We start from the raw sequence: 12978 nt of genomic DNA, 5'->3' as shown, positions 1-12978 counted from the left end.
TAAGTCTGGTGCTGGGCGCTCAGTAGTTGTCTACTGCCGCGCCGTTCAAAACGTTGGTGACATCCACGTAGACGTCGTCACCGTCGAGTTCGACGGCGAACACGGGAACGGGATCGTAGGCGGGAAGCTGGAGGGGCTGGCCGCTGCGCAGGTCGAACTGGGAGCCGTGGCCCCAGCATTCGATGGCGCAGCCTTCAATGTCCCCTTCGGAGAGTGAGATGTCGGCATGCGAGCACGTGTCGCCGATGGCGTGGATCTCCCCCATCGAATCCCGCACGACGGCTACCGGGTAGTCGTCGATCAGGATGCGCAGCGCCTGCTTGACCTTGATGTCGTTGGCGCTGCACACCAGTTCGCCCTTCGGCTTCCCGCTCATGCGTCCCTTTCGTGTCTGTCTGTTCTCAGTTATCCGTGGCCGCGAGTTCGCGTTCCACGGCCTCGGTCAGGCGCTCTTCGAGGGCCGGGACCTTGATCTTCTGGATGATTTCGTTCAGGAAGCCACGGACCACCAGGCGGCGTGCGACGTCCTCGGGGATGCCGCGGGCCATGAGGTAGAACAGGTGCTCGTCGTCGAAGCGGCCGGTGGCGCTGGCGTGCCCGGCACCCTCGATGAGGCCGGTTTCGATTTCGAGGTTGGGAACGGAGTCCGCGCGGCAGCCGTCGGTCAGGACCAGGTTCTGGTTCTTCTCGTAGGAGTCGGTGCCTTCGGCCTGCTTCTGGATCAGGACGTCACCCACCCAGACGGTGTGCGCACCCTTGCCCTGCAGCGCGCCCTTGTACAGGACGTTGGAGGTGCAGTTGGCCACGTTGTGGTCGACGAACGAGCGGTGCTCCAGGTGCTGGCCGGCGTCGGCGAAGTACAGGCCGAGGAGTTCAGCCTCGGCTCCTTCGCCCGCGAACCGGACGTTGGAGTTGAGGCGGACGATCTTGCCGCCCAGCGTCACCGCGATGTGCTTGTAGACGGCGTCCTTGGCAACCTCGGCGTCGTGCTGGGCCAGGTGCTTGGCGTCGTCTTCCCAGAGCTGGACGGAGACCACGGTCAGCTGGGCGCCGCCGCGGACGAAGACCTCGACGTTGCCGTTGTGGTCGGCGGAACCGTCGTGCTCGAGGATCACCACGGCGCGGCTGTTGTCGCCGGCCTCGATGACCAGGTGGGAGTTGGAGCGGCGGCCGGCGCCGTTGCCCGTGAGGACCACGCGGACAGGCTCGTCCAGTTCGGCGTTGGCCGGAATCCGGACCAGCAGCGCGTCTTCGGTGTTGGCGGAGGCGACGACGGCGGCACGGTCGGCCGGGACCAGGGTGGCACCGCGGGGGGCCTCGCCGGCGCGCAGCGTGCCCTGGACGAAGGCGTCCGGACCTTCGACGGCGACGGTGAGGACACCGGCGTCGCTGGCCTCGTCCGAGAGCAGGTTGGACAGCTCGCGGACCGGGGTGAAGCGCCATTCCTCTTCACGGCCGTTGGGCAGTGCGAAGTCGGCGACGTCGTGGCTGGTCAGGCGCTCCGCGCGGGAGGCCATGACCTGCACGCCGTGGCTGTGGTGGCGGTCAACCTTGGAGGGAACGAGGTGCTCGCCTTCCTCGGTGAAACCGGCGATCGACGGCGCGCCGATGCGGGCCTTTTCGGTAGTTGCTTCGGCAGTCATTAACCGACGGATCCTTCCATCTGGAGTTCGATGAGGCGGTTCAGCTCAAGGGCGTATTCCATGGGGAGCTCACGGGCGATCGGCTCGATGAAGCCGCGCACGATCATGGCCATGGCCTCGTCCTCGGGCATGCCGCGGGACATGAGGTAGAACAGCTGCTCCTCGCTGACGCGGGAGACGGTTGCCTCGTGTCCCAGCTGCACATCGTCTTCGCGGATGTCGATGTACGGGTAGGTGTCGGAGCGTGAAATCGTGTCCACGAGCAGGGCGTCGCAGCGCACCGTGTTGGCCGAGTGCTTGGCGCCTTCACGCACCTGGACCAGGCCGCGGTAGGCGGCGCGGCCGCCGCCCCGGGCCACGGACTTGGAGATGATGGAGCTCTTGGTGTTTGGTGCGATGTGGACCATCTTGGAGCCGGTGTCCTGGTGCTGGCCCTCACCGGCGAAAGCGATGGAGAGGGTTTCGCCCTTCGCGTGCTCGCCCACAAGGTAGACGGCCGGGTACTTCATGGTGACCTTGGAGCCGATGTTGCCGTCGACCCATTCCATGGTGGCGCCCTCTTCGCAGACCGCGCGCTTGGTCACCAGGTTGTAAACGTTGTTGGACCAGTTCTGGATGGTCGTGTAGCGGACGCGGGCGCCCTTCTTCACGATGATTTCCACGACGGCCGAGTGCAGCGAGTCCGAGGTGTAGATCGGCGCGGTGCAGCCTTCGATGTAGTGGACGTAGGAGTCCTCGTCGGCGATGATCAGGGTCCGCTCGAACTGGCCCATGTTCTCGGTGTTGATGCGGAAGTACGCCTGCAGCGGGATGTCCACGTGGACGCCCTTGGGGACGTACACGAAGGAGCCGCCGGACCACACGGCGGTGTTCAGCGAGGCGAACTTGTTGTCACCGACCGGAATCACGGTGCCGAAGTACTCCTGGAAGATTTCCGGGTGTTCCTTCAGCGCGGTGTCTGTGTCCAGGAAGATGACGCCCTGGGCCTCGAGGTCCTCGCGGATCTGGTGGTAGACGACCTCGGACTCGTACTGCGCGGCCACGCCCGAGACGAGGCGGCTGCGCTCCGCTTCCGGAATGCCCAGCTTCTCGTACGTGTTCCGGATGTCCTCGGGCAGGTCCTCCCAGGTGGCTGCCTGCTTCTCGGTGGAGCGCACGAAGTACTTGATGTTGTCGAAGTCGATGCCCGACAGGTCCGCACCCCAGGTGGGCATGGGCTTGCGGTCGAAGTACTTCAGTCCCTTAAGGCGGAGGTCGAGCATCCAGTCCGGCTCGCTCTTCTTGGCCGAAATGTCCCGGACAACCTCTTCGTCGAGACCACGGCGGGCATTGGCGCCAACATCGTTCTTGTCGGCCCAGCCGTACTCGTAGTTGCCGATGCCGTGGAGCTCGGGATTCTTTTCCAGAATCTCCGAGATCACAGTGTTTTCGGCTACTGCTTTCTCTGATAGTTGGTCCGTCATCACGGCCTTTCTTGCTGATGGTTGATTTCTTCGTTCAGGCTGGCGGGGGCTGCCGGCGGCCTTGTGGGCGACTGGACAGACGGCCTGCCTGTAGGAATGTGGGTGGTGCAGACGTGTCCGCCGCGGGCCAGCGTGGAAAGCCGGCGGACGTCCACTCCAACGAGCCTTGAGAAGACTTCGGTTTCGACGTCGCAGAACACGGGGAAACGGGCGGCGAGCTGCTGGATGGGGCAGTGCCCCTGGCAGAGCTGCACGCTGGAGAGCGCGGCCGGCAGCGGCGCTTTCGCTTCGATGGAAGCGGCCGACGAGACGAAATTGTCCCGGGTGAGGGCCTCGGAGAGCGCCCGGGCACGGTCGCCGATATCAGGGCCGGCCTTTTCGATCTCCGGAGCGTACCGGCGTTCCATGTCCGAAAAACGTTCAACGGCGAATGCGCGCACGGCGTCCGGGCCGGCAACTTTTTGCAGCTGCTGGAGCGCGAGGGCGGCAATGTCCAGGTAGTCGTTCCCGAGGCTGGACTGCCCAGCGGAACTGAGTACGTAGCGGCGCGCCGGGCGGCCGGCGCCGGCTCCAGGCTTGGCCACGCGCTTGACCTCGATGACGCCGGCGCGGGAAAGGTGATCCAGGTGGCGGCGGACCGCGGCCGGGGTGAAGCCCAGCAGGTCGCCCAGCTCGGCCGCGCTGACGGGTCCGTGTTCCAGGACGGCTGAGAGCACGCGGTCGCGCGTGCGCTCGTCTGCGTCCGCCAGAGGACCGGCGCCTGCGGCCCCCCGGTCGGCGGGAGCCTGGGCGGCCGCGTACCCGGAGATGGGCACAGCAGTAGCGTTGCTCATGGAATACACAACACAATCTTGTCGTAATTTAGTCCCCGGCTCCAGTAAGGGCAGGCTGACCTCAGAAAGGGTGGCCCGGGTCCGCGGAAAATACTACGTCCCGTAGAATACTGGGGTGCGATTTCCCCAGTCCCCGGTCCTGTCCATCAGTGGGCTAATTAAGGATGTTGGACCGCTGCCCAGCCTGGATGGAAAAATGCTCCGGGTTGTCAGCGGCGTCTCGCTGACGGCCGGGGCGGGACAGGTCACAGCGCTGCTGGGAGCCAACGGTGCCGGCAAGACGACGACCCTCGAGTGTGCGCAGGGGCTGCAGAAGCGCAGCGGCGGCAGCATCTCCCTGCTCGGGCAGGACCCGGCCACAGCAGGCGCCGGGCTGCGTTCCCGCGTAGGTGTGATGCTGCAGGACGGCGGCCTCCCGCCGTCGGCCCGGCCTATTCCCCTGCTGCGCCATATTGCCGGACTGTATTCCAGGCCCTGGCCTGTCGACGACCTGGTGGCGCGGCTGGGTATCGACACTTTCAGCCGGACGACAGTCCGCAGGCTTTCCGGCGGGCAGAAGCAGCGCCTCGCCCTTGCCGCAGCCCTGGTGGGAAGGCCGGAGGTCCTCTTCCTCGACGAGCCCAGTGCCGGCCTCGACCCGCAGTCGCGGCAACTGGTGTTCGACCTCATCGGTGAGCTGCGGGACTCGGGCATGGGCATCATCCTCACGACGCACCTGATGGATGACGCCCAGCGCCTTGCCGACTACGTCTACATCATCGACGGCGGACGGAACGTTGCCGAGGGAACAGTCCAGGAGCTGCTGCAGCGCGACCCCTCGGTGGAGGCCGGAGCGGAACATATCCGGACACTGGTGTTCGATGCCCGGCCCGGGCTCGACCTCTCAGGCGTTCTGCCGGCCGGCATCGAGGTGACCGAGCCCCGCGCCGGCAGCTATTCCGTCACAGGCGCCCTGACACCCGCCCACCTGTCCGCGCTGGCGCAGTGGTGGGCAGCGCGGGACATCATGCCGGCCTCGATGAGCCTGCAGGCGCGTAGCCTTGAAGACGTCTTTCTGGATATCTCGGGAAAGGACATCCGATGACCCGCACTTCCGCCGGTCCCGCCGCAGGCCCGGCCGGCGCCGGGGCCAAGCAGGAGCCTGCTTCCCTGCTGCGGCGCGTCCTGCTCCAGGGGAAGTATGAGTCGCTGGCCATGTTGCGGAACGGCGAACAGCTGATCCTGGCCGTTGTGCTGCCGCTGCTCGCGCTCGTTGGCCTCACGGTGACACCGTTCCTTGACGGGCTGGGAGCGAGCCGGATCGATGTGGCTGTCCCCGGCATTCTTGCCCTCTGTGCGATGTCCACGGCTTTCACCGGGCAAGGCATCGCCACCGGTTTCGACCGGCGCTACGGCGTCCTCCGGTTCCTGTCCACCACTCCCCTTGGCCGTGGCGGGCTGATCGCCGGCAAAGTGATCTCGGTCCTGGCCGTGCTGTGCCTGCAGGTGGCCGTGGTCACCGCCGTCGCGCTGGTGCTGGGCTGGCAGCCCCCGGCCGCCGGCTGGCTGCCCGGACTGGCGCTCCTCGTGCTGGGTGCGGCCGCGTTCACCGCCCTCGGCCTGCTGGTGGCGGGAACAGTCAGGCCCGAGGCCACGCTGGCGATCACCAACCTGCTCTGGATCCTGCTGGGCGCGCTGGGCGGCATCGTGATCCCTGCCGGAAAACTTCCCGCCGGTGCGCAGGCGCTGGTGGGCTTCCTGCCCTCCGGCGCTTTGGGCGGGTCGATGCGCGAAGCCTTCCTGGGCGGTGCCCTGGACGGTGGCGCCGCCCTCATCCTGCTGCTTTGGGCCCTCGTGGCCGGGGCGGCAGCCATCCGTTGGTTCAAGTGGAATTGAGAAAATCGTGAGCACGGCTTCACGCCTCCCCCAACTGGCCGGCCGCCTGGCCTCCAGGCTGCCCCGCACCGTGGACGCCCGCGTCCGCCGCCTGGCTGTTGCCTCCCTGATCGGGCAGACCCTGCTGGTGGTGACGGGCGGCGCTGTCAGGTTGACCGCGTCCGGCCTGGGCTGCCCCACCTGGCCGCGGTGCACGGACACGTCCCTGGTCAACACCCCGGAAATGGGCATCCACGGCTTCATCGAGTTCGGTAACAGGCTCCTCACTTTCGCCCTGGCCGCTGTTGCCGCGCTCATGCTGGTCTACCTGTGGAACCTACGGAAGGAACGCCGGGACCTTTTCCTGCTGGCGCTTGGCCTGCTGGCAAGCATCCCCGCCCAGGCGGTGATCGGCGGCATCACCGTCCTGACCAACCTCAACCCCTGGGTGGTGGGCCTGCACTTCCTGGTGTCCATGGCACTGGTGGTTTTCGCCACGCTGCTGGTGAACCGCGCTTTCGGCCGGACCGGCCGCTTTATGGCCACCGTGCACCCCGCCCTGCCGGGAATCATGCGCCCGGTGACGGCCGCCGTCGCCCTCTTCTCCGCCCTCGCCGTCATGCTGGGCGTGGTGGTCACCGGAGCCGGTCCGCACGCCGGGGATGCAGACGCGCCAAGGAACGGCCTGGACTGGGACCTGTTCTCCCACATCCATGCCGTGCCCGCCTACCTGGTCACCGCGGGAACCCTCGTGGCACTCGCACTGGTCCTGATGCGCCGCATTACGGGCCCGTTCCGGTTCGCCGTGCTGGGGCTCCTGGCAGTGACGGTGCTGCAGGCGGCCATCGGGTTCACCCAGTACTACAACGGCATTCCCGCCCTGCTGGTGGCGGCCCATATGCTGGGCGCCGCGCTGCTGATGGCTGCCGCTACGAACGCCTGGGACGTCGCCAAATCCAGCCCGGTCGAACAGTCCAGCCCTGTCGAATAGGCCAGCACAGTCGAATAGGCCAGCCCGTCGTATAAATGCCTGGCACATAGAAAACGCCCGGTCCGGTGAGCCGGACCGGGCGTTTCATTGTGGGATCTCCGTGGACAGCCGCAGGGTCACCGCACGGAGGCGGCAGGCGGAAATTCAGTCACCTCTGCCTGGTCCAGGAACTCAATGCCGGATGCCGACACCAGCAGCACCCGCGCCGTCGCAATGTCATAGAACAGCCCTGTGGCCTGCACCGTGCCGGCGGCCAGGGCGGGCCCGACCACCGGATGGGTCTCGAGCTTGGCGAGCTGGACGGCGACGTTGACCATGCCCAGCTGGTCCACCCGGCCGAACCCGGCCCGGGCGGCGGCAACGGCCACGGGATGGCCTGCTTCCAGTTCCCGGTGGCTTGGCCGGGCGTGCTCCAGCCAGGCGTCGAACCCGGCACCAAGGGACGTATCGGCGTTGCCCGCGGCGTCCTCAATGACCGCTTTCATCGCACCGCAGTTCGAGTGCCCGCAGATCACGATCGAGTCCACGTCCAGGGCCTTCACCGCAAAGGACAGGGCCGAATCGATGGAGGCGTCCTGCCCGTCCCGGCAGACCACGTTGCCGATGTTCCGGAGCGTGAGCAGGTCTCCGGGCCCGCTGCTGGTCAGCAGGTTCGGGTTGACGCGTGAATCCACGCAGGCCACGAACAGCGTGTCGGGGTTCTGGCCGTCGGCAAGGTCCTGGACCATGGGACGGACCTTGTCCGCAAACCGCCGGTGGTACTTGTTGATGCCCGCAAGGATGGGGTTGGGGACCTCCACTTCGCATTGCGGCTCCACGGGCTGCCATGATGTGCGCGGCGGCAGCGGCAGTTCACTGGCTTCCTGGCGCTTGGGCGCCTGGTGCGCGGCGTCCCGGAAGAGGCTGTTGCCGTGCTCTTCGACGAGCACTGTCCCGCCGGTGGCCTCATACTGCTTCCGCCATGCGAGGACCGCCTCGCGGAATGCGTGGTCCAGGTAGTCGGCGTTCAACTCCACCAGCACATTCCTGCCTTCCGGCACCGTGTGCAGGACACGGTTCAGCTTGGGCAGGGCGAAGAAGCTGCACGATCCGGTGATGGTGACCCGCCACAGGACCGACGGCGTGACGGGCGGATGTGCCTGGACAGAGGCGCGCAGGACCCGCCACAGGACGCTGGCCGCGGCGAGGGCCAGGCCGATGAGGACGCCTTCGAGCAGGTTCAGGAATACCACGCAGAGCAGCGTCACCGCGTAGATGGGCAGGTCGCCGGTCCGGACGCTGGTGCGGATGTCGGCGATTTTGACCAGCCGGGCACCGATCACCACCAGGAGGCCGGCCAGGACGGACAGCGGGATCAGCTGGATCAGTCCGGCGAAGAACGCGGAAAACGTGAGAACCCAGATGCCGTGGAGGACGGCGGAAGCGCGGGTCCTGGCGCCGGCCTCGACGTTGGTGGCGCTTCGGACAATCACGCCGGTTACGGGCAGGCCGCCCAGTGATCCCGAGACGATGTTCGCTGCCCCCTGTCCCAGCAGTTCCCGGTTCAGGTTGGTCCGGGGCCCGTTCTGCATCTTGTCCACGGCAACGGCGGACAGCAGTGACTCGATACTGGCGATCAGCGCCATGGTGAGCACGGCGAAGGCGGCTGCACGCCAGTTGCCGTCGGGCAGCTGGGGCAGGGCGACGGCGTCGAGGATCGACCCGCTGAAGCTGATCCGCTCAACGGCGGGAGCGAAAGCCACGGACAACGCCGTCCCGGCCACGACGGCGGCCAGCGGGCCGGGAACGCGGCGGAGCGCCGGCGGGAGGTGCTTCCAGCCCAGCAGGATCACGACGACGGCGAGGCCCAGCAGGGCGGCGTGCAGTTCGAGGCCGGTGATGGCGGCAGGAAGCCCCGTGAGGTTTTCCAGGGCGGATCCTGCCGGCCGGGACCCCAGCAGGACGTGGATCTGCTGCAGCATGATGGTGATGCCGATGCCGGCCAGCATGGCCTTGACGACGACGGGCGAGACGGCCAGCGCGGCCCTCCCCACCCTGCTGATGCCCAGCAGCAGCTGGACGACGCCGGCGGCAACGGTGATGGCGCACGTCACCTGCCAGCCGAACTCCTGGACCAGGCCGGCCACGATGACGGTCAGGCCGGCAGCGGGACCACTGACCTGGAGGGGAGAACCGCCCAGGCTGCCCGCGACGATGCCGCCCACTGCTGCAGCAATCAGTCCGGCCATAATCGGCGCTCCGGATGCGGCGGCGATGCCCAGGCTCAAGGGGAGCGCCACCAGGAACACGACAAGCGATGCGGGAACGTCCGCTCTCAGGTGCCCAAGGACGCGGTTATTGCCTGCGGACAGGACCCGGTTCTTTTGTCCGGGAGGACTGTGGCTGGAGACGGGTGCTGGATCTGATGCCTGTGCCATACGTTTTTCCTTTTGCTCAGCGGGCAGGACCGGTCCAACCGTAACCACGCTGTCAGGCCTTATGACATCAAAGGTGATAAACATGACAAAACTGTCAAGGCTGGGAACCGCAGGCACTTTTGGGGCGTTGGAGGCAGGCCAGTGGTGAACTGGGAGGTCGGCGCCCGACGAAAAGCGGGCAGCAAAAAGGACGCCGCCCCGGCGTGGTACCGGGGCGGCGTCCTTGGTGCTGCAGGTCTGGCGGCGTTAGCCGGCGGCCATCACGGCCGGACCGATGAACGGGTCCACGGCCAGGGCAATGAAGAGCAGGGTGAGATAGCTGATGGAGCCGTGGAAAACCTTCATGGCGCGCTTGCCGGAGATATCCTCGCGCTGGGCCTGGTTGTACAGCGAATGGGATTCGTAAAGGAACCACGCGCCGGCGGTCACTGCCGTGGCCGTGTACACCCAGCCAGCGCCTCCGGCGGGCACCATCAGGAGCGAGCAGGCCACCATCGCCCACGCGTAAAGCACCACCTGGACCGAGACCACCTTGGCGCCGGCAATGGCGCCGAGCATCGGAACCTTGGCGTTGCGGTAATCCTCGCCGTACCGCATGGACAGGGGCCAGTAGTGCGGCGGCGTCCACAGGAAGATCACCATAAAGAGGATGACAGCGGGCCATTCCACAGAGTTCGTGACGGCCGCCCAGGCAATCAGGACCGGGAAGCACCCTGCGGCGCCGCCCCACACAATATTCTGCGCGGTGCGCCGCTTAAGGATGATCGTGTAGATCACTACGTAGAAGAAGATGGCGGCGAATCCCAGCCAGGCGGACAGGGGGTTCGCCCCGAACCACAGAATGGCGATGGCGGCCGCACCCAGGACCCAGGAGAAGACCAGGGCCTCGCGCGGCGTCACTTCGCCGGTCACCAGGGGGCGGTTCTCCGTCCGGTGCATGAGCTTGTCGATGTCGCGGTCGATGTAGCAGTTGAAGGCTCCGGCGCTGCCGGCCGCGAACGCCCCGCCCACGAGGGTGGCGAGGATGAGCCCGATCGATGGGAACCCGCGCTCGGCATAGATCATGGTTGGCAGCGTGCTCACAAGCAGCAGTTCGATGACCCGCGGTTTGGTGAGGGCGAGATACGCCTTGGCCTTACGGGCAATCCCGGCACCTGATGCCCGGGATGCGTTCAGCGGCGTATCTGTTGTGCTCACGGTGGCAGTCACCCGTTCTGTGTGGCAGTTGTGTCTGGCAGCGCAGCTGCGGGCGGACAAAAAAGGTCCGGGCCCGGCGTTGGCCTCCGAATATCATACCGTGCCGCCACCCTCCCACCGGCCGCCCGGTATGCGCATTTGATCGCTCGGCGGCCAATTCGAGCAGATTAACTCAACCTCACTTCAGGCTGATTCATAAAAGGGGAAATTGCGTCCAAAACGTGAGATTTCAGCCGCCCGGAACATGGAATCGGGCTAAGCTGTCACCAGATCAGCACGCAGCAGGAAAGCAGCGGAAAACGCATTCCCATACTGCGCGGGGCTGAACGTGAGACCAACATTTCGATGGCGACTGGTACACACCGCAACGGGCGCCACACAGCGTGCCTTTAACCGGGTCCAGTGTGCCGCCTTGCCATCAGCACAGAGAGGGGCCCGGTTTTCGTGCCACATTTGGAAGAGCAAGAACTGTCCTGGACCGACCTCGACCGGCGCGCGGTTGACACTGTCCGCGTGCTGGCCGCGGATGCCGTGGAGAAGGTGGGCAACGGCCACCCGGGTACGGCGATGAGCCTTGCTCCGGCCGCTTACCTGCTGTTCCAGAAGCTGATGCGCCACGACCCGCGGGACCCGGACTGGATCGGCCGGGACCGGTTCATCCTGTCTCCGGGCCACACGTCGCTGACGCTGTACATCCAGCTGTTCCTCAACGGGTACGGCCTGGAACTGAAGGATTTGCAGGCGCTGCGGACCTGGGGTTCGCTGACCCCGGGCCACCCGGAGTACAAGCACACCGCCGGCGTGGAGATCACCACCGGCCCGCTGGGCCAGGGTCTTGCCTCCTCGGTCGGTTTCGCGTACTCCCAGCGCCGGCAGCGCGGGCTGTTCGACGCCGACGCCGCCCCGGGCACCAGCCCGTTCGACCACACCATCTGGGTCATCGCTTCCGACGGCGACCTGCAGGAAGGCGTCACGGCCGAGGCTTCCTCGCTGGCCGGCCACCAGGAACTGGGCAACCTGGTTGTCATCTACGACGAGAACCACATTTCCATCGAGGACGACACCGACATTGCGTTCACCGAGGATGTCCTGAAGCGCTACGAAGCGTACGGCTGGCACACCCAGCGCGTGGACTGGACCAAGACCGGCGAATACGTCGAAGACGTCCAGGAACTGTACTCGGCGCTGCTCGCCGCGAAGGCCGAAACCTCCAAGCCGTCCATCATTTCGCTGCGGACCATCATCGGCTACCCGGCTCCGAAGAAGCAGAACACCGGCAAGATCCACGGTTCCGCCCTGGGCGCCGAGGAAGTCGCCGCCCTGAAGGGTGTCCTGGGCTTCGACCCCGCCAAGTCCTTCGAGGTTGACGAGGAAGTCCTGGCCCACGCCCGCTCCGTCGTGGACCGCGGCGCTGCCGCACGCAAGGAATGGGAAGAGTCCTTCAACGCCTGGCAGGCCGCCAACCCCGAAAGCGCTGCCCTCCTGCAGCGCATCGAGGCCAAGGAACTGCCCGACGGCGTGGACGCCGCCCTTCCGGTCTTCCCCGCCGGCAAGGACGTCTCCACCCGCGCCGCCTCGGGCAAGGTCCTGAACGCGCTCGGCCCGGTCCTGCCCGAACTGTGGGGCGGCTCCGCCGACCTCGCCGAGTCGAACAACACCACCATCGAAGGTTCGCCGTCGTTCGTTCCTGCGTCCAAGCAGACCGACGCCTGGTCCGGCAACCCCTACGGCCGGGTGCTGCACTTCGGTATCCGCGAGCACGCCGCCGCGTCGATCGTGAACGGCATCAGCCTCCACGGCCGCACCCGCGCGTTCTCCGGCACCTTCCTGATCTTCAGCGACTACCAGCGCCCCGCTATCCGCCTCGGCGCCCTGATGGGTGTCCCGTCCCTGTACGTGTGGACGCATGACTCCATCGGCCTCGGTGAAGACGGCCCCACCCACCAGCCGGTGGAACAGCTCGCCTCGCTGCGCGCCATCGTGGGCCTGGACGTCGTCCGCCCCGGTGACGCCAACGAAGTGGCGGTCGCATGGAAGACCATGCTGGAAAACCACGAGAACCCTGCCGGCATCGTCCTGACCCGCCAGAACATCCCCACCTGGGAACGCGGCGAAGGCGCAGCCGACGGCGATACTTTCGGTTCGGTTGCCGGCGTCGCCAAGGGTGGATACGTCCTCGCCGAAGCGTCCAAGGACGGCGCGACCGTCCCGGCCGACGTCATCCTGATCGCCACCGGCTCCGAGGTCCAGCTGGCCGTGAAGGCCCGCGAAGCCCTCCAGGCCGACGGTATCGCCGCCCGCGTGGTCTCCATGCCGTGTGTCGAATGGTTCAAGAAGCAGGACGCCGCCTACCGTGAGTCGGTGCTGCCCGCTGCGGTCAAGGCCCGCGTGTCCGTCGAGGCCGGCCTTGCCCTGGGCTGGAAGGAATTCGTCGGCGACGCCGGCCGCTCCATCAGCCTCGAACACTACGGCGCTTCCGCCGACTACAAGCGCCTCTTCCAGGAGTTCGGCATCACGGCGGAAGCTGTCGCCGCTGCCGCCAAGGACTCCCTCGCCGCCGCCAAGGCCTAACACCAAATT

At 66.7% G+C, this 12978-nt stretch carries 10 protein-coding genes; 4 read left to right on the top strand and 6 right to left on the bottom strand.

Annotation, left to right across the window (positions count from 1 at the left end):
* Window positions 1-19: 19 nt before the first annotated feature.
* Genes ACYQ1Z_RS11935 through ACYQ1Z_RS11920 form a run of 4 tightly spaced genes read right to left on the bottom strand, consistent with a single transcriptional unit; the run spans window position 20 to window position 3939 of the window.
* Window positions 20-376 (bottom strand): non-heme iron oxygenase ferredoxin subunit, encoded by a 357-nt coding sequence (locus ACYQ1Z_RS11935; RefSeq protein ID WP_459792735.1) that lies wholly within the window; start codon window positions 374-376, stop codon window positions 20-22.
* Window positions 377-401: 25 nt separating this feature from the next.
* A complete protein-coding gene (sufD, locus tag ACYQ1Z_RS11930; protein WP_459792734.1) occupies window positions 402-1643 on the bottom strand; it encodes a Fe-S cluster assembly protein SufD in 1242 nt (413 codons plus the stop codon).
* Complete coding sequence (gene sufB, locus ACYQ1Z_RS11925; RefSeq protein ID WP_354176921.1) at window positions 1643-3106, bottom strand: Fe-S cluster assembly protein SufB; 1464 nt, start codon at window positions 3104-3106, stop codon at window positions 1643-1645. The genes sufD and sufB overlap by 1 nt, the downstream gene beginning before the upstream one ends.
* The gene (locus tag ACYQ1Z_RS11920; RefSeq protein WP_459792733.1) at window positions 3106-3939 is read right to left on the bottom strand and encodes a helix-turn-helix transcriptional regulator; all 834 of its coding nucleotides are present in this window, start codon (window positions 3937-3939) and stop codon (window positions 3106-3108) included. Before ACYQ1Z_RS11920 ends, sufB begins: the two co-directional genes overlap by 1 nt.
* 115 nt (window positions 3940-4054) lie before the next feature.
* Here ACYQ1Z_RS11920 and ACYQ1Z_RS11915 point away from each other — a divergent pair, with 115 nt between their 5' ends.
* The 3 genes from ACYQ1Z_RS11915 to ACYQ1Z_RS11905 are packed head-to-tail and all read left to right on the top strand — an operon-like array spanning window position 4055 to window position 6784.
* Window positions 4055-5023, top strand: coding sequence for an ABC transporter ATP-binding protein (locus ACYQ1Z_RS11915; RefSeq protein ID WP_459792732.1), 969 nt, complete (start codon window positions 4055-4057; stop codon window positions 5021-5023).
* Complete coding sequence (locus ACYQ1Z_RS11910; RefSeq protein ID WP_459792731.1) at window positions 5020-5814, top strand: ABC transporter permease; 795 nt, start codon at window positions 5020-5022, stop codon at window positions 5812-5814. The genes ACYQ1Z_RS11915 and ACYQ1Z_RS11910 overlap by 4 nt, the downstream gene beginning before the upstream one ends.
* Window positions 5815-5821: 7 nt before the next feature.
* Complete coding sequence (locus tag ACYQ1Z_RS11905) at window positions 5822-6784, top strand: COX15/CtaA family protein (protein WP_459792730.1); 963 nt, start codon at window positions 5822-5824, stop codon at window positions 6782-6784.
* Window positions 6785-6900: 116 nt separating this feature from the next.
* Here ACYQ1Z_RS11905 and ACYQ1Z_RS11900 read toward each other — a convergent pair whose 3' ends face one another.
* Window positions 6901-9201, bottom strand: a complete 2301-nt coding sequence (locus ACYQ1Z_RS11900) for a SulP family inorganic anion transporter (RefSeq protein ID WP_459792729.1) — start codon at window positions 9199-9201, stop codon at window positions 6901-6903.
* A 246-nt stretch (window positions 9202-9447) separates the two neighbouring features.
* Window positions 9448-10410: a heme o synthase gene (locus ACYQ1Z_RS11895; protein WP_459792728.1), complete on the bottom strand. Its 963-nt coding sequence runs from the start codon at window positions 10408-10410 to the stop codon at window positions 9448-9450.
* 441 nt (window positions 10411-10851) lie between these two features.
* On the opposite strand from ACYQ1Z_RS11895, the gene tkt reads away from it, so the two are divergent.
* Window positions 10852-12969, top strand: a complete 2118-nt coding sequence (gene tkt / locus ACYQ1Z_RS11890; protein ID WP_459792727.1) for a transketolase — start codon at window positions 10852-10854, stop codon at window positions 12967-12969.
* The last annotated feature ends 9 nt before the right edge of the window (window positions 12970-12978 follow it).

It is taken from the genome of Arthrobacter sp. AD-310, from assembly GCF_054656615.1.
Note: the sequence above shows the minus strand (reverse complement) of the source record. Positions and strands in the feature narration are given on the sequence as shown.